This is a genomic window from Streptomyces sp. NPDC087440 (assembly GCF_044744005.1).
In the GTDB taxonomy this organism is placed as follows: domain Bacteria; phylum Actinomycetota; class Actinomycetes; order Streptomycetales; family Streptomycetaceae; genus Streptomyces.
This window is the reverse complement of record NZ_JBIUXN010000002.1, coordinates 540,719-562,616: the sequence shown is the minus strand read 5'-3', so window position 1 is coordinate 562,616 and position 21,898 is coordinate 540,719. Positions and strand designations below refer to the sequence as shown.

The 21,898-nt window shown below is 72.0% G+C and carries 21 protein-coding genes; 15 read left to right on the top strand and 6 right to left on the bottom strand.

All coding sequences use genetic code 11. The annotated features are described in order from the left end of the window. Positions 1 to 5: 5 nt before the first annotated feature. Genes ACIO3O_RS07380 through ACIO3O_RS07360 form a run of 5 tightly spaced genes read left to right on the top strand, consistent with a single transcriptional unit; the run spans position 6 to position 5,731 of the window. Complete coding sequence (locus ACIO3O_RS07380; protein ID WP_401743018.1) at positions 6 to 1,007, top strand: NAD-dependent epimerase/dehydratase family protein; 1,002 nt, start codon at positions 6 to 8, stop codon at positions 1,005 to 1,007. Continuing rightward, complete coding sequence (locus ACIO3O_RS07375; RefSeq protein ID WP_401743016.1) at positions 1,004 to 1,846, top strand: WecB/TagA/CpsF family glycosyltransferase; 843 nt, start codon at positions 1,004 to 1,006, stop codon at positions 1,844 to 1,846. The genes ACIO3O_RS07380 and ACIO3O_RS07375 overlap by 4 nt, the downstream gene beginning before the upstream one ends. Continuing rightward, positions 1,843 to 3,048, top strand: coding sequence for a glycosyltransferase family 4 protein (locus ACIO3O_RS07370; RefSeq protein WP_401743014.1), 1,206 nt, complete (start codon positions 1,843 to 1,845; stop codon positions 3,046 to 3,048). The genes ACIO3O_RS07375 and ACIO3O_RS07370 overlap by 4 nt, the downstream gene beginning before the upstream one ends. Further along, on the top strand, positions 3,045 to 4,271 hold the full coding sequence (locus ACIO3O_RS07365; RefSeq protein ID WP_401743437.1) for a glycosyltransferase: 1,227 nt from the start codon (positions 3,045 to 3,047) through the stop codon (positions 4,269 to 4,271). The genes ACIO3O_RS07370 and ACIO3O_RS07365 overlap by 4 nt, the downstream gene beginning before the upstream one ends. After that, positions 4,262 to 5,731 carry an O-antigen ligase family protein gene (locus ACIO3O_RS07360; protein WP_401743012.1) on the top strand — a complete coding sequence of 490 codons (1,470 nt, stop codon included), beginning with the start codon at positions 4,262 to 4,264 and terminating at the stop codon, positions 5,729 to 5,731. The genes ACIO3O_RS07365 and ACIO3O_RS07360 overlap by 10 nt, the downstream gene beginning before the upstream one ends. On the opposite strand, the gene ACIO3O_RS07355 is transcribed toward ACIO3O_RS07360, so the two are convergent. Further along, a complete protein-coding gene (locus ACIO3O_RS07355; protein WP_401743009.1) occupies positions 5,707 to 6,582 on the bottom strand; it encodes a class I SAM-dependent methyltransferase in 876 nt (291 codons plus the stop codon). The two genes, ACIO3O_RS07360 and ACIO3O_RS07355, sit on opposite strands and share 25 nt — an antisense overlap. Positions 6,583 to 6,728: 146 nt before the next feature. Next, positions 6,729 to 7,328 (bottom strand): sugar transferase, encoded by a 600-nt coding sequence (locus tag ACIO3O_RS07350; RefSeq protein WP_401743006.1) that lies wholly within the window; start codon positions 7,326 to 7,328, stop codon positions 6,729 to 6,731. 152 nt (positions 7,329 to 7,480) lie between these two features. Here ACIO3O_RS07350 and ACIO3O_RS07345 point away from each other — a divergent pair, with 152 nt between their 5' ends. The 10 genes from ACIO3O_RS07345 (at position 7,481) to ACIO3O_RS07300 (ending at position 18,785) form a co-directional block, all read left to right on the top strand. Then, positions 7,481 to 8,437: a UDP-glucuronic acid decarboxylase family protein gene (locus tag ACIO3O_RS07345; RefSeq protein ID WP_401743003.1), complete on the top strand. Its 957-nt coding sequence runs from the start codon at positions 7,481 to 7,483 to the stop codon at positions 8,435 to 8,437. A 15-nt stretch (positions 8,438 to 8,452) separates the two neighbouring features. Next, a complete protein-coding gene (locus tag ACIO3O_RS07340) occupies positions 8,453 to 9,601 on the top strand; it encodes an LCP family protein (RefSeq protein ID WP_401743000.1) in 1,149 nt (382 codons plus the stop codon). Beyond that, positions 9,598 to 11,097, top strand: coding sequence for a lipopolysaccharide biosynthesis protein (locus ACIO3O_RS07335; RefSeq protein ID WP_401742998.1), 1,500 nt, complete (start codon positions 9,598 to 9,600; stop codon positions 11,095 to 11,097). The genes ACIO3O_RS07340 and ACIO3O_RS07335 overlap by 4 nt, the downstream gene beginning before the upstream one ends. Positions 11,098 to 11,258: 161 nt before the next feature. Next, on the top strand, positions 11,259 to 12,791 hold the full coding sequence (locus tag ACIO3O_RS07330; RefSeq protein WP_401742995.1) for a polysaccharide biosynthesis tyrosine autokinase: 1,533 nt from the start codon (positions 11,259 to 11,261) through the stop codon (positions 12,789 to 12,791). Beyond that, the gene (locus tag ACIO3O_RS07325; protein WP_401742993.1) at positions 12,788 to 13,426 is read left to right on the top strand and encodes a low molecular weight phosphatase family protein; all 639 of its coding nucleotides are present in this window, start codon (positions 12,788 to 12,790) and stop codon (positions 13,424 to 13,426) included. The genes ACIO3O_RS07330 and ACIO3O_RS07325 overlap by 4 nt, the downstream gene beginning before the upstream one ends. Continuing rightward, entirely contained in the window at positions 13,426 to 14,490 is a 1,065-nt protein-coding gene (locus ACIO3O_RS07320) for a hypothetical protein (protein WP_401742991.1), read from the top strand. The genes ACIO3O_RS07325 and ACIO3O_RS07320 overlap by 1 nt, the downstream gene beginning before the upstream one ends. 114 nt (positions 14,491 to 14,604) lie before the next feature. Beyond that, complete coding sequence (dnaK, locus tag ACIO3O_RS07315) at positions 14,605 to 16,461, top strand: molecular chaperone DnaK (RefSeq protein ID WP_401742989.1); 1,857 nt, start codon at positions 14,605 to 14,607, stop codon at positions 16,459 to 16,461. Beyond that, positions 16,461 to 17,111, top strand: a complete 651-nt coding sequence (gene grpE, locus ACIO3O_RS07310; protein WP_401742986.1) for a nucleotide exchange factor GrpE — start codon at positions 16,461 to 16,463, stop codon at positions 17,109 to 17,111. The genes dnaK and grpE overlap by 1 nt, the downstream gene beginning before the upstream one ends. Positions 17,112 to 17,156: 45 nt before the next feature. Continuing rightward, positions 17,157 to 18,329 carry a molecular chaperone DnaJ gene (dnaJ, locus tag ACIO3O_RS07305; protein ID WP_401742984.1) on the top strand — a complete coding sequence of 391 codons (1,173 nt, stop codon included), beginning with the start codon at positions 17,157 to 17,159 and terminating at the stop codon, positions 18,327 to 18,329. Between the two features lie 9 nt (positions 18,330 to 18,338). After that, positions 18,339 to 18,785 carry a heat shock protein transcriptional repressor HspR gene (locus ACIO3O_RS07300; RefSeq protein WP_401742982.1) on the top strand — a complete coding sequence of 149 codons (447 nt, stop codon included), beginning with the start codon at positions 18,339 to 18,341 and terminating at the stop codon, positions 18,783 to 18,785. Positions 18,786 to 18,848: 63 nt separating this feature from the next. Here the strand turns inward: ACIO3O_RS07300 and ACIO3O_RS07295 are convergent, their stop codons facing one another. The 4 genes from ACIO3O_RS07295 to ACIO3O_RS07280 are packed head-to-tail and all read right to left on the bottom strand — an operon-like array spanning position 18,849 to position 21,838. Further along, complete coding sequence (locus ACIO3O_RS07295; protein WP_401742979.1) at positions 18,849 to 19,433, bottom strand: hypothetical protein; 585 nt, start codon at positions 19,431 to 19,433, stop codon at positions 18,849 to 18,851. Between the two features lie 56 nt (positions 19,434 to 19,489). Further along, a complete protein-coding gene (locus ACIO3O_RS07290) occupies positions 19,490 to 20,143 on the bottom strand; it encodes a helix-turn-helix transcriptional regulator (protein ID WP_401742977.1) in 654 nt (217 codons plus the stop codon). 38 nt (positions 20,144 to 20,181) lie between these two features. After that, complete coding sequence (locus ACIO3O_RS07285) at positions 20,182 to 20,826, bottom strand: helix-turn-helix transcriptional regulator (RefSeq protein WP_401742976.1); 645 nt, start codon at positions 20,824 to 20,826, stop codon at positions 20,182 to 20,184. Positions 20,827 to 20,860: 34 nt separating this feature from the next. After that, positions 20,861 to 21,838, bottom strand: coding sequence for a helix-turn-helix transcriptional regulator (locus ACIO3O_RS07280; RefSeq protein ID WP_401742974.1), 978 nt, complete (start codon positions 21,836 to 21,838; stop codon positions 20,861 to 20,863). Positions 21,839 to 21,898: the final 60 nt, after the last annotated feature.

The window sequence follows — 21,898 nt, the reverse complement described above, 5'->3', positions numbered from 1 at the left end:
CTGCCATGGGCACAATCGACGCAGTGGTGACCGGGGCCGGTGGGTTCATCGGCGGACACCTCACCCGCGCCCTCCTGGACGAGGGCCTGCGGGTGCGCGGCGTGGACCGCAAGCCGCTGACGGCCTGGTACCAGGCCCACCCGGAGGCCGACAACCTGGTCAGGGACGTGGACCTGCTCGACGGCTGCACGGACGCCATGGCGGGCGCCGAGGGCGCGGAGGTCTTCCATCTCGCCGCGGACATGGGCGGGATGGGGTTCATCGAGAACCACAAGGCCGACTGCATGCTCTCCGTCCTCTCCAGCACGCACATGCTGCTGGCCGCCCGGGACGCGGGCGCGGGCCGGTACTTCTACTCCTCCTCCGCCTGCGTGTACGCGGCGGGCAAGCAGACCGAGGCCGACGTCACCGCGCTGCGCGAGGAGGACGCGTACCCCGCGATGCCCGAGGACGGGTACGGCTGGGAGAAGCTGTTCAGCGAGCGCATGGCCCGCCACTTCCGCGAGGACTTCGGCCTCGCCACCCGCACGGCCAGGTACCACAACGTCTATGGCCCGTACGGGACCTGGACCGGCGGCCGCGAGAAGGCCCCCGCCGCCGCCTGCCGCAAGGTCGCGCTCGCGGTGCTCACCGGGACCGACGAGGTGGAGATCTGGGGCGACGGCGAGCAGACGCGTTCCTTCACGTACATCGACGACTGTGTGGAGGGCACCCTGCGGCTCGCCCGCAGCCAGTTCGTCGATCCGCTGAACATCGGCTCCGACCAACTGGTCAGCATCAACCAGCTGTTCGCGATCGTCGAGGGCATCGCGGGCGTGCGGCTCAAGCACCGGCACATTCCCGGGCCGCTCGGCGTGCGCGGCCGCAACAGTGACAACACCCGCATCGTCAAGGAGCTGGGCTGGGAGCCCGAGACCCCGCTGACCGTTGGTCTGGAGCGCACCTACCGCTGGGTGTACGACCAGGTCAGCGCCCAGCTCGACGGCCGACCGTACTTCACCTCGTGAGCCTGGTGAGCCGCGCGAGCGGTGTGAGCGGTGTGAGCAGCGTGGGCCGCGCGAGCGGTGCGGGCCGCGCGAGTGTCCCCGCGCGGGTCGACGTGCTCGGCACCTGGGTCAGCGCGACCCGTCCCGCACAGGCTGTGGACGAGATCGGGCGGTGGGTCGAGACGCCCGGCGAGCGGTCGTACGTGTGCGTGACCGGGGTGCACGGGGTCATGGAGTCCGTACGGGACCCCTGGCTGCGCGGAGTGCACAACCGCTCCGGGCTCACCGTGCCCGACGGGATGCCCATGGTGTGGGCGGCCCGGCGGGCCGGGGCACCGGACACCGCGCGCGTGTACGGGCCCGACCTGATGCTCGCGGTGCTTCGGCGGGCGGCGGAGCGCGGCTGGTCCTCGTACTTCTACGGCGGCGCGGAGGGTGTTCCCGAGCTGCTCGGTGAGCGGATGGCCGGGCGCTTTCCGGGGCTGAAGGTCGCCGGGGCGTGGTCGCCGCCGTTCCGGGCGCTGACCGCCCAGGAGGACGCGGAGGCCGTGCGGCGGATCAACGACTCCGGGGCCGACCTGGTCTGGGTCGGGCTGTCCACGCCCAAGCAGGAGCGGTGGATGGCCGAACACCGCGACCGCCTGGAGGCGTCCGTGCTGCTCGGAGTGGGGGCTGCCTTCGACTTCCACACCGGGCGGGTGCCGCAGGCGCCGGGCTGGATGCAGGAGCGCGGGCTGGAGTGGGCGTACCGGCTGGGCAAGGAGCCCCGTCGGCTGTGGCGGCGCTATCTGCGCAACAACCCCGCCTACCTGGCCCGGATCGCCCTGCGCCCGCCCCGGCTGGTGGAGGGGGGCCGGTGAGCCCGCTGCGGATCGCCCTCGTCCACAGCTTCTACGCCTCCGGCGCGCCCAGCGGCGAGAACGAGGCGGTCCGCGACCAGGAGCGGGCCCTGCGCGCCGCCGGGCACGAGGTCGCCCTGATCGCCGCCCGTACGGACGAACTCCAGGGCGGCGTCTACCCGTTGAGGGCCGCCGCCCGGGTCGCCACCGGGCGCGGCGCGAGCCCGGCCCGGGAGCTGGCCGCCTTCGCACCCGACGTGGTGCACGTCCACAACCTCTTCCCGAACTACGGGCGTTCATGGGTGCGCGGCTGGACCGGCCCCCTGGTGGCGACCCTGCACAACTACCGTCCGCTGTGCGCCGCCGGAACCCTCTACCGGGACGGCGCCACCTGCACCCGCTGCCCGGACGGCGACCGCTGGGCCGGGCTGCGCGAAGGCTGCTACCGGGACTCGCGGGCGGCGACACTGCCGCTGGCCTGGGCCGGGCGCGGCGGTGCGGCCGGTGATCCGCTGCTCGCACGGGCGGACGCGCTCGTCGTGCTGTCGGAGCTGAGCCGCCGTACGTACGAGAAGGCGGGCGTCCCGGGCGACCGGCTGACGCTGGTGCCCAACTTCGTGGCCGACGCCCCGCCGGTCAACTCCACCACGGGCAAGGGCCGTTGGGTGTACGTCGGGCGGCTGGGCGCGGAGAAGGGGATTCTGGAACTGCTGCGCGCCTGGCCCGAGGGCGAGCCGCTCGACGTGGTCGGCGACGGGGACCTGGCGGCCGACTGCCGCCGCGCCGCGCCGTCCTGCGTCCGCTTCTTCGGCGCGCTGGACCGCGCGGTGCTGCGCCGCAGCCTGCCCTCCTGGCGCGGGCTCGTCTTCCCCAGCCGCTGCCTGGAGAACGCCCCGCTCGTCTACGCGGAGGCCCTCGCCGCCGGGCTCCCGGTGCTCGCCTTCGCGGGCTCGTCGGTCGCCGAGGCCGTACGGGCGGAGGGCACCGGCGCGGTGACCGGCTGGAACGACCCGCTCCGGCCCGTCCTGCGGCACGCGGACACCCGCTTCCCGGCGCTGCGTGCGCACTGCGCCGGGGTGTTCGCCGAGCGGTACGGGCAGCAGGTGTGGACCGCGCGGATGGGGCGTACGTACGAGGCGGCCCTGCGCGCGCGCACCGGAACCGGCCGCACGGGAGCCGAGAAGTCCACGAGCAGTGAAGGGGCCGCCGCGTGCGCCGTATGAGTCCTGCCGGTCCGTCCGCCGGTCCGTACGGGCCCGCCGTGCCGCGGCCCGAGCGCCCTGCGCGGGCCGCCCGCCGTCCGCGGGTCACCGTCGTGCAGCCGTACATCACCGGCTACCGGGCCCCCTTCCTGGCCAGGCTCGGCCCCGTCCTCGCGGCGCGCGGCATCGACCTGACCGTGGCGCACGGCAGGCCCGCGCCCCGGCTGGCGGCCCGGGGGGACGCGGTGCGGCTGCCCGGCGCGTGCGAACTGCCCCAGCGGGACTTCGAGTTCGGCGGCCGGACCGTGATGTGGCGCGACCTCGGGGCGCTGCGCGGGCACAGCGACGTACTGATCCTGGAGCAGGCCCTGCACAACCTGGAGAGCCTGCCGCCGCTGCTGCGGCCCGGCGGCGGCCCGGCGGTCGCGCTCTGGGGGCACGGGACCACGTACAACGCGCGGCACGGCCAGGTGCTGGACGCGCTCAAGCGGCGGATGACCCGGCGGGCCCGGTGGTTCTTCGCCTACACCGAGGGCGGCGCCCGCGCGGTGGCCGCAGCGGGTTTCCCCGGCGAGCGGATCACGGTCGTGCGCAACACCATCGACACCGACGCGCTGGTCGCGGCCCGGGACGCGGTCACCGGCGCCGAGGCGGACGCCTTCCGGCGGCTGTACGGGCTGACCCCCGGACGCACCGGCCTCTACATCGGCGCGCTCGACCGGACGAAGCGCGTCGGCTTCCTCCTCGACGCGGCCGACCGGCTGGCCCGCGAACTCCCGGGATTCCGGCTGCTGATCGCCGGGGACGGTCCGGACCGGGACCTGGTGGAGCGGGTCGCACGCGAGCGGGGGGTGGTCGTGTACGGGGGGCGCACCGCGGGGGACGTCCACAAGGCACTGGTCGGGGCGGTGAGCGACGTGCTGCTGGTGCCGGGCCAGGTGGGTCTGGTGGCGGTGGACTCCTTCGCGCTGCGCACCCCGGTGGTCACCACGGCCGGGCTGTGCCACGGACCGGAGTTCGACTACCTGCGCGACGGCGAGAACGCCCGGGTGGTGGACGGCGGCATCGAGGCGTACGTCCGCACCGTCGCGGAGCTGCTCGCCGACCCGGCCCGACTGCGGCGGCTGAGCGATGTCTGCCGAACGGATGCCGCCCACTACACCATCGGGGGGATGGCGGAGCGCTTCGCGCAGGGGGTGGAGCAAATGGTGGGAAATCTGCCTACTTTCGCATCATGTCGCTAGCGAGCCGTCCGCCCTCCGCGCCGCATTCCCCGCTCCCCTCCCCACCCCGTGCGCCCAACTCCCCGGGCCGCCGGGCGTCTTCCGGGCCCGCCGACCGTGCCACCGTGCTGGCCGGGCAGCTCGCCGCCCTGCTCTTCGTCGCGATCGCGCTGAGCCCGGCCTTCTTCGCCGTGGTCGTCTGGGACCGCAGCGGGGACGGGACGCTGCCCGCGACGGCCTGGGGCCAGGCCCGGGCGGAGATGTCGACGGCCCTGTGGCGGCTGCACGCCGGTCAGCTCTACGGCAGCGCGGTGGTGCTGCTGGCGTCGGCCGTGGTCCTGGTGGCGCTGACCGGCAACCGCGGGCGGCGCGGCGACACCCCGCTGATCGCGGCGTTCCTCGCGCTGTACGCCGCCCCCGTGGTGTCCGGCGTGCTGGGCGAGCACGGCGGGGCGGACAACTGGCGGCTGTGGCTGCCCCCGTTGGTGCTGCTCGCCTTCTACCTCGCCCCTTCCACGGGGCTGACCGTGCTGCTGGGCCGGGCCCGCCTGGTGCTGCGCTGCTACACCTGGGGCAGCCTGGCCGCACTGCTGGCGGTGCCGGACTGGGCGATCACGGCCAGCCGCAACGCCAACTTCAGCCTGGAGGAGTTCACCCCGGGCGGGCGGCTCAGCGGGCTCGCCACCCACCCGGTGATGCTCGGGGTGATGGTGGCGATGGCGCTCGTGCTGGAGTGCGTGCCGCTGGTCCGCACCCGGTGGTGGGCCCTGCACGGCACGGTCGCCGCGGTGACGCTGCTGCTGGCCCAGTCCCGTACGGCGTGGATCATGACCCTGGTCGGGCTGCTCTTCCTCTACCGCCGGGAGGTCGCCCACCGGGTGCACCCGGTCTTCGTACGGCTCATGGCGGCGGGTACGGCGGCGTGCGGGCTGCTGCTGGTGCCCGGGGTGCCCGAGCAGCTCGTACGGCTCAGCCAGGACCAGGAGATGACCACCCTGCACGGGCGGAACCTCACCTGGCAGGCGGTCTTCGAGGCGTTCCACACCAACGTGTGGCTGGGCTACGGGCCCGCGCTCTTCGACGACCCGCTCTCGCCGGTGCACCTCGCCTACGACCACGCGCACAACCAGCTGCTGCACACGCTGGGCATCGCCGGGCTGCTCGGGGCGGTCGTGCTGGCGGTGCTGCTGGCGGTCGTCGTGGTGACGGCGGTGCGGGTCGCACCGGCGGGGGCCGGGCTGTCGCTGTGCCTGGCGGGCCTCCTGCTGGTGGCCTGCGTGCCGGACGTGCCGCTGCGGGGGGCGGGGTTCAGCCCGTACCTCCTGCTCAACGTGCTGGTGTTCACGGTGCTGCGGGAGTCGGGGGCCGGGAACGCGGCCGGGGCCGGCTCCCGGGAGGAGCCGGCCCCGGAGGGTGCGCGGAGCGGGCGGGGCGGGGCGGGGGCCGAGCGTCCCGGTCAGGTGCGTTCGGCGACCAGGTAGACGGCCGAGGGGCGCAGCTTCTGCCAGGCGTTCGCCGGGTGGTAGCGGTAGTTCCAGGCGGTGGCCAGGGACAGGGCCCGGTCGACGCGGGCGCCCGAGGCGGTCCGGTACAGGTTGCGGCCCAGCACCCGGCTGATCCGCGAGGTGAGGACCGACGCGCAGAAGCGGCTGGAGCGGACGGTGAACCCGGCGTCCCGTACGGCCTGTTCCAGCAGGTGCCGGGGGATGCCGCGCTCCCGCTTGGTCAGGCCCGGGTGGTCGCGGTCGCGCCAGTCGCCCATGGAGACGACGGGCTCCCGGATCAGCAGCATCGCGCCGCTCGCACTCACCCGGCCGATCTCGCGGACCACCTTGCTGACGTTCGGGATGTGGTGCAGGACCCCGAGGCAGAGCGTCAGGTCGAAGGTGCCGTCGGCGAAGGGCATGTCGCCGGAGGGGACCGGCTCGACGTAGCGCACCGGGATCTCGCGGCCGCTGTCCGAGCGGAGGGACGGTGAGCGCAAGTGCTCCGAGGGCTCCAGGATGGTGACCTCGCCGATCCGGTCCAGCACCGGCAGGAACTCGCCGCCGTACGCGCTGCCCACGCCCAGCGCCCGGGGGAAGTCGCGTCCGGTGAGGTGCGGGAACCCGTGGTGGGCGTTGAGGCCCTCGTACTCGAAGTTGTCGGCGGAGGTGGGCGCGCTGTCCAGCGAGGAGAACCCCTCGCGCTCGTCCTCGAACCACTCGGCGATCTCCTGGGGGCCGAAGTCGTCGCCCCACAGTTCGCGGCCGGAGAGATAGCGCTCGGTGAAGGTGCGGTCGTCGGGATACGGGCGTCCGGCGGCGGTGGCGCTGCTCGACTGCTGCGGCATGGGGCGTGTCTCCTGTACGGGAGGGTGTGCGGGGTGCGTCGGCCGGGGCTGCGGGCGGCGGTTCCGTGCCCGTCCCGGGGGGTTCGGTGCGCGGTCCGGATGGTTGGGTGCGCGCCCCGGGTGGTTCGGTGCGCGGCCCGGTCGGTTCAGTGCGCGCCCCTGGCGGTGAGGACGGCCGGGACGGTGCGGGCCAGGATGCCCAGGTCGACGGCGAGGCAGTGCGTGTCCACGTACTCCAGGTCGAGCAGCACCATCTCGTCCCAGGGCAGGTCGGAGCGGCCGCTGACCTGCCACAGGCCGGTGATGCCGGGCAGCACCTTGAGGCGGCCGAGCGCCAGGCCCGTGTAGCCGGAGTCCTCCACGGGCAGCGGGCGCGGGCCCACCAGGGACATCTCGCCGCGGACGACGTTGACCAGCTGGGGGAGTTCGTCGAGGGAGAAGCGGCGCAGGAAGCGGCCGACGGGGGTGATGCGCGGGTCGGCGCGCATCTTGAAGAGGTGCCCGTCGCTGTCGTTGCGGGCGGCGAGGGAGGCCCGTTCGGCGGCGGCCGACGCGCGCATCGTACGGAACTTCAGCATCTCGAAGGGCTCGCCGCCCCGTCCCGCCCGTGCCTGCCGGAAGAAGGTGCCGCCCGGGGAGGTGAGCGCCACGGCTGCGGCGCAGGCCCCCAGCACCGGGGCGAGGAGGAGCAGCAGCAGGAGGCTGCCGGTCAGATCGAGTGCGCGTTTCGCGGACGGTGCCCGCATCGCCGCATCCTTTCGTGGGATCTTTGACCGACTTAATGCGAATAGCCGGTTTTGTGGCAATGACTCTCGCACGATGAACTGCAGCCGGTGCGGTTGACGCCACGCTCGTGTCACCCGGCCGGGCCGAAAAGGTGCGAGAGGTGTTGGTCGGCATGCGTGCCGTGGTGACTGGAGGGGCCGGATTCATCGGCTCCCACTTGTGTGGTCGACTGCTCGACGAGGGGTACGAGGAGGTCGTCTGCCTCGACAACTTCCTCACCGGGAAGCCGGAGAACATCGCCCACCTGATGCCACGTCAGGGATTCAGCCTGCTGCGCTGCGACGTGAGCGAGGGCATCGCGGTGGCCGGACCGGTCGACGCCGTACTCCACTTCGCCTCGCCCGCGTCCCCCGTGGACTACCTCCGCCACCCGCTGGAGACCCTGCGGGTCGGCTCCGACGGCACCCGGCACGCCCTGGACCTGGCGACCGCGAAGGGCGCCCGGTTCGTCCTCGCCTCCACCTCCGAGAGTTACGGCGACCCCGAGGTGCACCCCCAGCCCGAGACGTACTGGGGCAACGTCAACCCGGTCGGCCCGCGCTCCTGCTATGACGAGGCGAAGCGGTTCGCCGAGGCCACCGTGATGGCGTACCGCACGGTGCACGGCACGGACGCCGGGATCGTACGGATCTTCAACACCTTCGGCCCCCGGATGCGACCGGGCGACGGCCGGGTGGTGCCGAACCTGATCCGCCAGGCCCTCGACGGCGAGCCGATGACGGTCAGCGGCGACGGCACCCAGACCCGCTCGCTGTGCTTCGTGGACGACCTGGTCGACGGCGTGCTGAAGATGGTCCGTTCCGGGGTGTCCGGACCGGTCAACCTGGGCAACCCGTACGAACTGTCCATGCTCGAACTCGCCAAGTGGATCGCCGAGTTGACCGATTCGGTCTCCGGGGTCACGCACATTCCGCTGCCCGTGGACGACCCGCGCCGGCGCCGCCCCGACATCACGCTGGCGCGCACCGCGCTGGGCTGGGAGCCCGCCGTGTCCGTCGAGGAGGGGCTGCGCCGCACGATCGACTGGTTCGCGACGAACCGGGTTCCCGCACTGGTGCTGGGGGCCTGAGGAGGGGTGGCACGCATGCCGCAGGACAAGAACACGGCACAGGGCGAGGGCGCACCCGAGGGTGCGCCCGCGAGCACGTCCGAGGGCGCGCCCGCGAGCGCTTCCGTCTGGGCCCGGTTCAGGGCCCGCCGCACGCTCAGGCTGATGTGCGCCGGGCTGGCCGTCCTCGTCGGACTGACGGGGGTCGCGGGCTGGCTGGCGTACCGCAAGATCGACAGCAACATCCGGACCGACGAGGCGACCGCCGCCGCGCTCGCCGAGCACGGTGCCGAGCGTCCCGCCCGGCACCCGGGCACCGCGCAGAACATCCTGCTGCTCGGCTCCGACTGGCGCAAGGAAGCCGGCAGCGAGCGCAGCGACACGGTGATGCTGCTGCACCTGGCCGCCGACCGCAGACGGGCCGAAGTCCTCAGCGTCCCGAGGGACTTGAGGGTGGACATGCCCAGCTGCCTGCGCCCGGACGGCGGCTACAGCCTCGCCCAGAACGCCCAGTTCAACTGGGCCTTCCAGTTCGGCGGGGCCGCCTGCACCATCCGTACGCTGGAGAAGCTGACCGGCATCCGGATCGACCACCACCTGACCGTCGACTTCAAGGGCTTCACGAAGATCGTCGACGCGGTGGGCGGCGTCGAGGTGGACCTCAAGAAGCCGGAGCACGACCCGAACGTCGGCCTCGACCTCAGCGCGGGCAAGCACGTGCTGAAGGGGCAGACCGCGCTCAGCTACGTCCGGGCCCGCCAGTACGTCGGCGACGGCAGCGACCTCAACCGGATCAGCCGCCAGCAGGACTTCGTGAACCGGCTCGTCGCCAAGATCCGCGGCAACGGCACCCTCACCAACCCCGCCCGGCTCTACCCGGTCCTCGACGCCGCGACCGCCTCGCTGACCGCCGACTCCGGACTCGACTCGCTCAGCGAGCTGTACGAGGTCGCCGACAGCCTGCGCGCCCTGCCGCAGGGGGCACTCACCTTCACCACCCTCCCGCACCACCAGGCCCCGGACCACTGGTACCGGCTCGACCTGGAACAGCCCGAGGCGCGGCGGGTGTTCGACGCGGTGAAGAAGGACGAGCCGGTACTGCTCGCCCTGGAGAAGGCCCGCAAGGAGCCGTCCGAGGAGAACCCGGAGCCCGAGTTCGAGCCGGTCCACGACGAGTACGAGTGAGCGGTACGCCTCCCGGGGGGCCCGCGGCCCCCGCCCGCGCCGCCGCGGGAACCGAAGGCCGCCCCGGGGCCCGCGCCCTCGTCGGCGGCTTCGGCTGGGAGACCGGGGCGCTGGCCGCCGCCCTGCTCGTCCAGCTCTGCTACACCGCGTACACCGGCCGCCATGTCAGCGCCGAGCACTTCGGGGCGTACGCGATCGCCCTCAACCTGGTGCACGTGTGCGCCTCGACCATGGTCGGCTTCACTCAACTCGTGCTGAAGTCAAGGGAGTTGACCGAGGAATTCCTCGGCTTGGCGCTGCTGACGGCCGCCGTCGCGGGCGTCGGGTCCTGTGCGCTGCTCCAGCTCGCGGCCCCCGTCTGCGGGGTGCTCTGGCCGGACGTACCCGAACTGGTCGCGTTCGTACGGGTGTTGCTGCTCCAGAACGCGGTCTTCCCGCTCTCCTTCGTGTGCGCGTCCGCGCTGCGCCGCTCCGGGCGCAACCGGGCCGCCGCGGTCCTCGAATTCGGCGGGCAGTGCACCGGGTTCGCGGCCGCCGTCCTGCTGCTCACCACGGGCTGGAACCCCCTGGGCATCGCCGTCACCCTCAGCGTCTCGGCCGTGGTGCAGACGGTGGGCGGACTCGCCCTGCTGCGGCCCCGGCTCGGCGGGCTGCGGTGGGGCGGCGCGGCCCTGGGCGGCGAGCTGTGGCTGTGCACCCGCAGCGCGGTGCTCCAGTCGGTGATGTACGGCGTCCCCATGTGGACCGCGGGCCTCACCCTCGGGCCCGCGGTCACCGGGCACTACTCCCGGGCCGTCTACTTCGCCTCCATGGCCCCGATGATGCTGGTGCAGGGGCTGGGGCGGGTCGTCACCCCGGCCGTCGCCCGCTGCGTGGCCGCCGGCCGTTCCCCGCTGCCCGCGCTCGGCGCCGCGCTGAGTGCCGCCTCCGCGCTGCTGGCCTGCGTGCTCGGGGTGCTGGCCGCGCTCGGGCCGACCGTGCTGGTGGTGCTGCTCGGCCCCGGCTGGGAGGAGGCGGGGGCGCTCGTGCCCTGGTTCCTGCCCGGGCTGGGACTCCAGGTGCTGTGCATGCTCGGCAACCAGGGCGACGAGGCGCGCGGGGAGCACGCCGGGGTCTGGCGCGATCAACTCCTCGTGGCGGGAGTCATGGTGGCGGGCTGCCTGGTCGGCGGAGTGCTGGCGAGCCCGCACGTGCTGGGGCTCGCCCACCTCGCGGCCACCCTCGCCGGGCACGCCGGCCAGCTGCGCCGGTGGGGCATGGGGTTGATGTGGCGCACGTACGGGGTGCACGGCCTGCTCGGGGTGTGGGTGAGCGCCTGCACGGCCGCGGCGGCCGTGGGCGGCCCGGGGCTGCGGCTGGTGAGCGGCTGTCTCGGGGCGCTGCTCGCGCTGCTCCCGCTGTGCCTGGCCCCCGTCGGCCACCGGATTCCCGCGCTGCGCACCGCGTGGGAGCGGGGGCTGCCGGTGCCGAGGGTGGGCGGCCGGTCCGCCCCGTGAGCGGGGCGGTTCGTCCGACCGGTGAGCGGGGCGGTTCGTCCGACCGGTGCATTTTGGGCAGCGCCCAGGAGATGCGGCCCGGCCGTAAAGAGCATTGCGTCTATGGTCACACAGACTGCCATGAATCAGACTTTTCATGACGTTTCGTCAGGAGCACAGACATGAACATCCGCGATTTCCTGGGGGTGTTGGGCAGGCGCTGGATCACCGTCCTGACGCTTCTGACGGCCGGTGCGCTGGCGGGCGGTGCCGCGACCTGGCTCACCACGCCCGTCTACCGGGCCGAGGCGAAGATCTTCGTCTCCGCCCGGGCGGTCGCCGACGCCCAGCAGCTCGCCCAGATCTCGAACTTCGGGCAGGACCGGGTGCAGAGCTACGCGGACATCGCGCGCAGCGCCCCCGTGCTGACCGGCGCGATCAACGAGCTGGGTCTGACCGGCACGCTGGAACCCGCCGAACTGGCCGAGCGCGTCGAGGCGGTCTCCCCGCTGGGCACCGTCCTTGTCGACATCGCGGTGCGCGACTCCGACCCCGAGCGGGCCGCCGCGATCGCCAACGCGGTGTCGCTGAGCTTCGCGGACACCGTGGAGAAGCTGGAGACGCCGCTGGACGGCGGGAAGGTGCCGGTGAAGCTGTCGGTCGCCGAGTTCGCCGCCGTGCCGGGCGCCCCCCAGAGCCCGCGCCCGCTGCTCAATTACGCGGCGGGCATCCTCGGCGGGCTGCTGCTCGGCTGCGGCTTCGCCGTCCTGCGGGAGAACCTGGACACCACGATCGGCTCGGCGTCCGCGCTCGGCGACGTACTGGGACTGCCCGTCTTCGGGACGATCCCGCTGGACAAGGGCCACAAGGGCAAGCCCGACGAGGGCTTCGTCGTCGCGCAGGGCGTCCGGTCGCTGCGCGCCGAGGCCTACCGGCAGCTGCGCACCAACCTCCAGTTCGCCGCCGTGGACCAGCGCCCGACCGTCATCGCCGTGACCAGCGCCCTGCCCGGCGAGGGCAAGACGTCCACCTCGGTGAACCTCGCGGCGGCCATCGCCCTCGACGGACGCAGCGTCTGCCTGGTCGACGCCGACCTGCGGCGGCCCCGGGTCGCCGGGCACCTGGGGCTGGTGGAGGGCGCGGGCCTCACCAGTGTGCTGGTGGGCGCGGTGGAACTGACGGACGTCCTGCAGAACGGGCCGGGCGGGATGAAGGTCCTGGCCGCCGGTGAAGTCCCGCCCAACCCGGCCGAGTTGCTCGCCTCGGGCCAGATGGGCGTCGTCCTCGCCGAGCTCGCCGGACGCTTCGACGCGGTCATCGTGGACACGGCACCGGTGCTCCCGGTCGCCGACACGGTCGCGCTGGTGCCCAGGACGGACGGTGTGGTCCTGGTCGTACGGGCCGGGAAGACCGGCCGCGACCAGGCGAGCACGGCGGCCGACACCCTGCGCGGGGTCGGCGGCAGGCTGATCGGCGCGGTGCTGAGCATGGCCCCCGAGCGCCGTGGACCGGGCGCCTACGGTACGTACGGCTCCTACCAGCCCTACGAAGTGCCCGCCCAGAGCGGCTCCGCCCGCCTCGCCGGAAGCATCTCGGGAGCGGGCTGGCTGGCCCGCATCCGGCCCCGTACGAAGGAGAGCGCGGGCACCGTCGGCGCACAGCCCACCGCTTCCGCCGCCTCCTCCTCTTCCAGCGCCCGGCGCGCGGACCGGTGAGGGACGACGTCACCGTCCTCTTTGTCTGCACCGGCAACGTGCACCGCTCGGTGCTCGCCGAACGGCTGCTGGCGCGGCGGGCGCCGGCGGGGGTGCGGGCGGCCAGCGCGGGCACCCGCCCGCCGGGAGCCGTCCCGATGGACGCGGCGACCCGGGACGTACTGGAGGAACTGGGCGGCGAGGGACGGGAGTTCACCTCCCGGCGGCTGACCGCGGAGCAGGTGGACCGGGCCGCCCTCGTGCTCGGGATGGAGCGGGAGCACCGGGAGGCGGCGGTCCGGCTGCGCCCGTCGGCGCTCGGCCGCAGCTTCACCCTGCTGGAGTTCGTGCGGCTGGCGGCGGGGGCTCCGCAGGGGGCCGACCCGGTGGCGTACGCGGCGGGCAGGCGCGGCACGCTGCCGCCCGGCCCGGACGCGATCGAGGACCCGTACGGGCAGCCGTACGAGGTGCTGAAGGAGTGCGGCGTCCGGATCGCGGAGGCCGTCGACGCGGTGGCGGAGGCGCTGGCGGAAGCGCCGGCAGGGGCTGCGGCGGGAGCTTCGACGGGGGCTTCGACGGGGGCTTCGACGGGTGGGGAACCGACGAGTGCGCGGGGCGGCCCCGTCCCCGTACCGGGAACAACGAGGAGAGCCTGATGGGCGCCACCGCCCGCACCACCGTCGCCATGGCCTTCGTGCGGATGCCCACCGCCCAGAGCCCCCAGTCGCGGGGCCGGATCGGCGAGGACCCGGCGCACACCTACTACCGGTGCATGGCCTCCGCGTACGGCTCGGTACGGCGCTTCCAGCCGGACGCCGACCTGGTGCTCGTCACCGCGGACCCGCTGCCCGAGCCGTACGCCGGGCAGCTCGCCGCGATCGGCGTCGAGACGGTCCTCGCCCCCTTCGCGCACCGGCCGCCCGCCGGGTGGGGGCACGGCTGGGTCAGCTCGCTCTACCACCTGGACGCCCTGGAGGCCCTGGCCCCGCGGGGCGGCACCCAGGTCTTCATCGAGCCGGACATGCTGTGCGTACGCCCGCTGGACACGCTCCTCGCCTCGCTCGACGGGGCCGTCGGCGTCCAGACGGAACGCCTCGACGCGCTGTACGCACCGGGCGCGCCCGCGCTGGACGAGTACGCCCGGTCCTGCCACGCCATGCACCGGGAGCTCGGCGAGAGCGACGCCGAGCACGGCATGTACACCGGGTCCTTCTACGCGATCCCCGAGCGGTGGGGCCCGGTCCTGCGCGAACGGGTCGCCCGTGCCTGGGAGTTGGCGCTGGAGAGGCATGCGCGCGGACTGCCCTGCTTCCACACCGACGAGCACTTCATGAACTACGCGCTGCGCGCCGTCCCCCTGAAGGAGACCAGCGAGCACGTCCGCCTCATCGGCACCGCCCCCTGGCGGCGGCTGCTCACCGACCGCGACACCATCCTCGGCCTCACCCTGTGGAACCTCACCCACGAGAAGGATCTGGGTTTCCAGCGGCTGTACGGGGAAGCGGTGGACCGGGGGTCGTGGTTCTGGACGGCGTCGGACGCGGAGTTCCGGGAGCGGGCCGGTGCCGTCCTGGCGGCGACCCGGCGGACGCCCCAGCGGGCCCTGCTCAACGGGGTCGGGGACCTCGTGGAGAAGGTCACGACGCCTGCGATGCAGCGGCGGCTCAAGCCCCTGTACACGCGAATGGTGCAGGTCACGGCGTCGATGCGGAGTGTATGAGTGAGATAAGTGCCGTTAAGTTGAGCCTCCTCCACTCAGCTCTGTTGACGGCGGCGTTCGAGTGATGCATCCTTGAGCCAGATCCACTCAAGTACGTAACTGGAGGAATCCGAAATGGCACGTGCGGTCGGCATCGACCTGGGCACGACTAACTCCGTCGTCAGCGTTCTCGAAGGCGGCGAGCCCACCGTCATCACCAACGCCGAAGGCGCCAGGACCACGCCGTCCGTCGTCGCCTTCGCCAAGAACGGCGAGGTGCTCGTCGGCGAGGTTGCCAAGCGCCAGGCGGTCACCAACGTCGACAGGACGATCCGTTCGGTCAAGCGCCACATGGGCACTGACTGGAAGATCGACCTCGACGGCAAGTCCTTCAACCCGCAGCAGATGAGCGCCTTCATCCTGCAGAAGCTGAAGCGCGACGCCGAGTCCTACCTGGGCGAGAAGGTGACCGACGCGGTCATCACCGTCCCGGCGTACTTCAACGACTCCGAGCGTCAGGCGACGAAGGAGGCCGGTGAGATCGCGGGCCTCAACGTGCTGCGTATTGTCAACGAGCCGACTGCCGCCGCCCTGGCCTACGGTCTCGACAAGGACGACCAGACCATTCTCGTCTTCGACCTCGGTGGCGGCACCTTCGACGTCTCGCTGCTCGAGATCGGTGACGGCGTCGTCGAGGTGAAGGCCACCAACGGTGACAACCACCTCGGTGGTGACGACTGGGACCAGCGCGTCGTCGACTACCTGGTGAAGCAGTTCCAGGGCAACCACGGCGTGGACCTGGCCAAGGACAAGATGGCTCTCCAGCGTCTCCGCGAGGCCGCGGAGAAGGCGAAGATCGAGCTGTCGTCCTCCACCGAGACGTCGATCAACCTGCCGTACATCACGGCGTCGGCCGAGGGCCCGCTGCACCTGGACGAGAAGCTCACGCGCTCGCAGTTCCAGCAGCTCACCTCCGACCTGCTGGAGCGCTGCAAGACGCCGTTCCACAACGTCATCAAGGACGCGGGCATCGCCCTCTCCGAGATCGACCACGTGGTCCTCGTCGGCGGCTCGACCCGCATGCCGGCCGTGGCCGAGCTCGTCAAGGAGCTCACCGGCGGCCGCGACGCCAACAAGGGCGTCAACCCGGACGAGGTCGTCGCCATCGGCGCCTCGCTCCAGGCGGGCGTTCTGAAGGGCGAGGTCAAGGACGTCCTGCTCCTCGACGTCACCCCGCTGTCCCTGGGCATTGAGACCAAGGGCGGCATCATGACGAAGCTCATCGAGCGCAACACCACGATCCCCACCAAGCGCTCCGAGATCTTCACGACGGCCGAGGACAACCAGCCGTCCGTGCAGATCCAGGTCTACCAGGGCGAGCGCGAGATCGCGGCGTACAACAAGAAGCTCGGGATGTTCGAGCTGACCGGTCTGCCGCCGGCCCCGCGCGGCGTGCCGCAGATCGAGGTCGCCTTCGACATCGACGCCAACGGCATCATGCACGTCGCTGCCAAGGACCTCGGCACCGGCAAGGAGCAGAAGATGACCGTCACCGGTGGCTCCTCGCTGCCGAAGGACGAGGTCAACCGGATGCGCGAAGAGGCCGAGCAGTACGCGGACGAGGACCACAAGCGCCGCGAGGCCGCCGAGACCCGCAACCAGGCCGAGCAGCTCGTGTACCAGACGGAGAAGTTCCTCTCCGACAACGCGGACAAGGTCCCCGGCGAGGTCAAGACCGAGGTCGAGACCGCGGTCACCGAGCTGAAGGAAAAGCTCAAGGGCGAGGACACCGCTGAGATCCGTACGGCCACCGAGAAGGTCGCCGCCGTGTCCCAGAAGCTCGGCCAGGCCATGTACGCCGACGCCGGTGCGGCCCAGGGCGCCCCGGGCGCCGAGGGTGCTGCCCCGGGTGCCGGTCAGGCCGCCGACGACGACGTCGTCGACGCCGAGATCGTGGACGACGAGAAGGACAAGAAGGGCGGCGCTGCCTGATGACGGAGGAGACTCCGGGCTTCGAGGAGAAGCCCGACGTCTCTTCCGGCGCGGACGACGCCGAGCCGAAGGCCGCTGAGTCCTCCTCCCCGGAGGAGGGCTCGGCGGCCCCGGCCGACGCCGCGAACGCCGCGAAGGACGTCGCACTGACCGCCCAGCTGGACCAGGCCAAGATGGCGCTCTCCGAGCGCACGGCCGACCTCCAGCGCCTGCAGGCGGAGTACCAGAACTACCGTCGCCGCGTGGAGCGGGACCGGATCACGGTCAAGGAGATCGCCGCGGCGAACCTCGTGACCGAGCTCCTCCCGACCCTGGACGACATCGGCCGGGCCCGCGAGCACGGCGAGCTGGTCGGCGGCTTCAAGTCGGTCGCCGAATCGCTCGAAACGGTGGCCGCGAAGATGGGCCTCCAGCAGTTCGGCAAGGAGGGCGAGCCCTTCGACCCGACGATCCACGAGGCCCTGATGCACTCGTACGCGCCGGACGTCACCGAGACGACCTGCGTGGCGATCCTTCAGCCGGGCTACCGGATCGGCGAGCGTACGATCCGTCCCGCACGGGTCGCGGTGGCCGAGCCCCAGCCGGGGGCGGCGGCCGAGAAGTCGGAAGACTCCGATGACAAGGAGAGCGGTGACCCCGAGAAGGGGTAGTACCGCACTCGGCATCACGGGTCCGAGAGGAGGGACGTCGAGGAAATGAGCACGAAGGACTTCGTCGAGAAGGACTACTACAAGGTTCTCGGCGTCCCCAAGGACGCCACCGAGGCCGAGATCAAGAAGGCGTACCGGAAGCTGGCCCGGGAGTTCCACCCCGACGCCAACAAGGGCAACGCCGAGGCCGAGGAGCGCTTCAAGGAGATCTCCGAGGCGAACGATGTCCTCGGGGACGCCAAGAAGCGCAAGGAGTACGACGAGGCGCGCGCCCTCTTCGGCAGCGGGGGCTTCGGCCCCCGCCCCGGGGCGGCGGGCGGCTCGTTCAACTTCGACCTCGGCGACCTCTTCGGGGGCGCGGCGGGCGGCACCCAGACCGGTGGCTTCGGCGGCGGCATAGGCGACGTGTTCGGCGGCCTCTTCAACCGGGGCGGCGCGGGCACCCGTACGCAGCCTCGGCGCGGCCAGGACATCGAGTCCGAGGTCACCCTCAGCTTCACCGAGGCCGTCGACGGCGCCACGGTCCCCCTGCGGATGTCCTCCCAGGCCCCCTGCAAGGCGTGCTCCGGCACCGGCGACAAGAACGGCACCCCCCGGGTGTGCCCGACCTGCGTCGGCACCGGCCAGGTCTCGCGCGGCGGCGGCGGAGGCTTCTCGCTCACCGACCCGTGCGTCGACTGCAAGGGCCGCGGCCTCATCGCCGAGACCCCCTGCGACGTCTGCAAGGGCTCGGGCCGGGCCAAGTCCTCCCGCACCATGCAGGTGCGCATCCCCGCCGGTGTCACCGACGGCCAGCGCATCCGCCTGCGTGGCAAGGGCACGCCGGGCGAGCGCGGCGGACCCGCCGGTGACCTCTACGTGGTCGTCCACGTCGACTCCCACCCGGTGTTCGGCCGCAAGGGCGACAACCTCACCGTCACGGTCCCCGTCTCCTTCACGGAGGCGGCCCTCGGCGGCGAGGTGAAGGTACCCACCCTCGGCGGACCGCCGGTCACCCTCAAGCTGCCCGCCGGGACGCCCAACGGGCGCACCATGCGGGCCCGCGGCAAGGGCGCGGTCCGCAAGGACGGAACCCGCGGCGACCTCCTGGTCACCGTCGAGGTCTCCGTACCGACCGATCTGAACGACAAGGCCAGGGAAGCCCTGGAGAACTACCGTGAGGCCACGGCGGGCACCGACCCGCGGGCCGCACTCTTCCAGGACGCGAAGGGAGCGTAGGAGAGAGCGATGGACGGCCGACGACGAAACCCCTACGAGCTGACCGACGAGTCACCGGTGTACGTCATCTCGGTCGCCGCCCAGCTCTCCGGCCTGCACCCGCAGACCCTGCGCCAGTACGACCGCCTCGGCCTGGTCTCCCCCGACCGCACGGCCGGGCGCGGCCGCCGCTACTCCGCCCGCGACATCGAGCTGCTGCGCACGGTCCAGGCCCTCTCCCAGGACGAGGGCATCAACCTGGCCGGGATCAAACGCATCATCGAGCTGGAGAACCAGGTCGCCGCCCTCCAGTCCCGCGTCGCCGAACTCTCGGCGGCGGTGGACGGCGCGGCCGCCGCCCTCCAGCAGCGCGAGGCCCAGGTCCACGCCTCGTACCGCCGCGACCTGGTCCCGTACCAGGACGTGCAGCAGACGAGTGCGCTGGTGGTGTGGCGGCCGAAGCGGTCGTCGGACTGAGTCCGTACGCGTACCGAAGGGGCCCGGGAGCAACTGCTCCCGGGCCCCTTCTGCGTGCCCCCGTCAGGGGATGAGGTCGGTGACCACGTCGACCAGGGTCAGCCACATCGGCTGGCCGCCCGTGCCGTAGGCCGCGGCGAGGGTGTAGCCGATGGAGGCGTCCACGGGCTGCGGGGTGGTGTCCTCGCGCCACTCCACGAGGACGGTCTCGTCGCCGTCGGCGGTGAACTCGCCGAGGGTCGCGCCGTCGCGGAGGAAGCTGCTGGTGTTCAGCGAGGTGGGGACCAGGCGGTAGTGGACGCCGGCGTGGGTGGCGTCGATCTTGTACGTGGAGCGGCGGAGGCGGCCCCTGCCCGGGGTGATGGAGGCCGGGGTGTCGTCCACCGTCAGGGTGAGGTGGGTGGCGGAGCGGGTGCCGATGGCGCTGTAGGTGTCGGCGCCGTCGATGCCGCCGGTACGGGTGAGGTCGGTGCGGGGGATCGCCGGGCCCGAGACGGTGATGCGGGCGTGGGGGGCGATGATCACCGTGACGGCACCGAAGAGGGGGTCGTCCAGGGGCGGGCGGGACGCCGGGGGGTGCGGGTGGTTCTTGGTGAGGTCGGTCATGCCGTGGCCTTCGGGCGGGAGGGGACTGGCTTGCTGGCTCACTTCTGGAGACCGTACCGAGGGGCGGAGGGTTGCGCACTCCGGGGACTTTGTGCAGGTCAGGCGTCGAGGATGCCGGACGTGGCGATGAGGTAGCCGAGTTGGGCGCGGTTGGTGGTGCCGCCGAGGGAGGTGGCGAGTTTGGCGATGTGGGCGCGGCAGGTGCGGATGTTGAGGCCGAGGCGGTGGGCGATGGCTTCGTCGGTGTTGCCCTCGATGAGGAGGCGGGCGATGGTGCGGCGGAGGTCGGTGGTGTGGTGGGGGAGGGGCTCGGTGAGGGGGACGGCGTACTGCCAGTGGTGTTCGAAGACCTCGGTGAAGTAGCGGATGAGCGCGGGGTGGTGGATGTGCAGGGCCATCTCGGGGCCGGGGGAGGCGGGGATGAAGGCGGCTGTGTCGTCGAAGATCATCATGCGGTCGACGCGTTGTTCGACGGTGCGGATCTCGCAGTGCGCCGGGAGGCGTTCGGCGTAGGCGTAGACGCCGTAGCTGTAGCGGATGCTGTGCTGGTAGAGCGTGCGGATGCGGGCGTTGCGCTCGATGGTCGGCTCGGCGCGCACCAGGGCGTCGGCCAGGGTCTTCGCCTTGCGGGCGCCGCCCGGCTGGATGGTCAGGACTTCCGTGTGGGCTTGGGCGGCCGCGTGGTCGAGTGCTGCGTCGATCTGGTCCTTGCCGGTCAGGACGGTGAGCGCGGGGCGCTGCTCCGGATTCAAGGCCTGTCCGTTCTCTGACGGTGCTCTGGACGGTGGGTTCAACCGTCGAGCATGCCGGATCTGGCGATGAGGTAGCCGAGTTGGGTGCGGTTGGTGGTGCCGCCGAGGGAGGTGGCGAGTTTGGCGATGTGGGCGCGGCAGGTGCGGATGTTGAGGCCGAGGCGGTGGGCGACGGCTTCGTCGGTGTTGCCCTCGACGAGGAGGCGGGCGATGGAGCGGCGGATGTCGGCGGCTTCGGCGGGGAGGGGCTCGTCCAGAGGGACGGCCAGGTGCCAGAAGCGGTCGAAGGTGCTGGTCAGGAAGGCGATGAGGAGGGGGTCCCGCAGTTCCAGGGCGGTGCGGGTGCCCGGTAGGACGGGGACGTACGCGACCGTCCGGTCGAAGATCATCAGGCGGGGGATGAGTTCGTCGAGGGTGCGCACTTCCAGCTGTACGTCGGGCAGCCGGTCGAGGTAGGCGTGCAGGCCGTAGCTGTGGCGGACGGTGTGCTGGTAGAGGCTGCGCATCCGGACGCCGCGCTGGCCGAAGAGCTTGGTCCGTTCCAGTGCCTGGGTGAGGTGGCTCTCGGAGCGGGCCCCGCCCGGTTGGAGCGTGCGGACCTCAGTGAGGCATTCCGCCGAAGCCACGTCGAGGGCGGCGTTGATGCGCTCAAGTCCTTCCAGGACGGTGATCGCCGGGAGCAAGGCTGTTCCGTTCGGGGGAGGGGCGCAGGTGCGGTCAGAGGTCTAGGACGTTCGACCTTGCTATCAGATAGCCGAGTTGCGCGCGGCTCCCACTGCCCAAGGAGGCGGCGAGTTTGGCGATATGGGCTCGGCAGGTACGGACGTTCATGCCGAGCCGACGGGCGATGGCCTCGTCGACGTACCCCTCGATGAGGAGTTTGGCGATCGAACGTTGCACTCCGGAGATGCCTTCGGGCGTGGGATCGTACGCGACGGGTTCCAGCAGGGGCACCGCGTGGTTCCAGAACTGCTCGAAGACCTGCGTGAGGTAGGCGACGAGCGCGGGTTGGCGGATCTCGAGGGCCACGTGGCGATCGTCGTTGACGGGTATGTACGCGACGGAGCGATCGAAGATCATCAGGCGGTCGACCAGCTCTTCCAGCGTGCGTATCTCCACCTGGCCCTGGGCCATCCGCTCGGCGTAGGCGAGAGTGCCCTGGCTGTGCCGGACGGTGTGCTGGTAGAGCGTGCGCATGGCGACGCCACGGTCGACGAGCGGCTGGCCCCGCTTCAGGGCCTGTTCCAGGATGTCTTCGCGACGACCGCCCCCGGGCTGGATCGTCAGGACTTCCTTCTGGCACTGGGCAGCTGAAATGTCGAGCGTATCGTTGATGCGCTTGAGGCCTTCGAGGACCGTGATGGAGTGGGTCGTCGCGGAGACTTGGGCACTGATGGCCATGAACGGCTCAAATGCATCGGCGAGTTGAGCCGTCAGCAGTCTGCGATCCTGCATTTCCCTCTCTATGGGGTGCAGGAGTTGGCCCAGCGCGGCCGAAGGCGGAACCGGGAGAAGCCAGTTCGCGTCGTCAGGGTCAGGGTGTACCAGGGCGAATTCCATGAGGCAGGGAGCGGATTGGACCTCGCTGCGAGCGATGCGCCCCGTGCGCAGGGCGATGGCGTAAAGCTGCGCGCCGGACTCGCACAGCTCACTGACACTGTGCGGATGTGCCGATTTGCTTCCCTCTTCACGCATATGTCCACCCCCCAGGGTCCTGAACGTACAGGAACATGATGCATCGGCCCAGTGGTGTTG

What these genes read in the sequence shown, in the direction of transcription:
- ACIO3O_RS07380 (WP_401743018.1), top strand. Translation starts at nt 6, where the DNA reads ATGGGCACAATCGACGCAGTGGTGACCGGGGCCGGTGGGTTCATCGGC.
- ACIO3O_RS07365 (WP_401743437.1), top strand. Translation starts at nt 3,045, where the DNA reads ATGAGTCCTGCCGGTCCGTCCGCCGGTCCGTACGGGCCCGCCGTGCCG.
- ACIO3O_RS07360 (WP_401743012.1), top strand. Translation starts at nt 4,262, where the DNA reads ATGTCGCTAGCGAGCCGTCCGCCCTCCGCGCCGCATTCCCCGCTCCCC.
- ACIO3O_RS07355 (WP_401743009.1), bottom strand. Translation starts at nt 6,582, where the DNA reads ATGCCGCAGCAGTCGAGCAGCGCCACCGCCGCCGGACGCCCGTATCCC.
- ACIO3O_RS07350 (WP_401743006.1), bottom strand. Translation starts at nt 7,328, where the DNA reads ATGCGGGCACCGTCCGCGAAACGCGCACTCGATCTGACCGGCAGCCTC.
- ACIO3O_RS07345 (WP_401743003.1), top strand. Translation starts at nt 7,481, where the DNA reads ATGCGTGCCGTGGTGACTGGAGGGGCCGGATTCATCGGCTCCCACTTG.
- ACIO3O_RS07340 (WP_401743000.1), top strand. Translation starts at nt 8,453, where the DNA reads ATGCCGCAGGACAAGAACACGGCACAGGGCGAGGGCGCACCCGAGGGT.
- ACIO3O_RS07330 (WP_401742995.1), top strand. Translation starts at nt 11,259, where the DNA reads ATGAACATCCGCGATTTCCTGGGGGTGTTGGGCAGGCGCTGGATCACC.
- ACIO3O_RS07320 (WP_401742991.1), top strand. Translation starts at nt 13,426, where the DNA reads ATGGGCGCCACCGCCCGCACCACCGTCGCCATGGCCTTCGTGCGGATG.
- dnaK (WP_401742989.1), top strand. Translation starts at nt 14,605, where the DNA reads ATGGCACGTGCGGTCGGCATCGACCTGGGCACGACTAACTCCGTCGTC.
- grpE (WP_401742986.1), top strand. Translation starts at nt 16,461, where the DNA reads ATGACGGAGGAGACTCCGGGCTTCGAGGAGAAGCCCGACGTCTCTTCC.
- dnaJ (WP_401742984.1), top strand. Translation starts at nt 17,157, where the DNA reads ATGAGCACGAAGGACTTCGTCGAGAAGGACTACTACAAGGTTCTCGGC.
- ACIO3O_RS07300 (WP_401742982.1), top strand. Translation starts at nt 18,339, where the DNA reads ATGGACGGCCGACGACGAAACCCCTACGAGCTGACCGACGAGTCACCG.
- ACIO3O_RS07280 (WP_401742974.1), bottom strand. Translation starts at nt 21,838, where the DNA reads ATGCGTGAAGAGGGAAGCAAATCGGCACATCCGCACAGTGTCAGTGAG.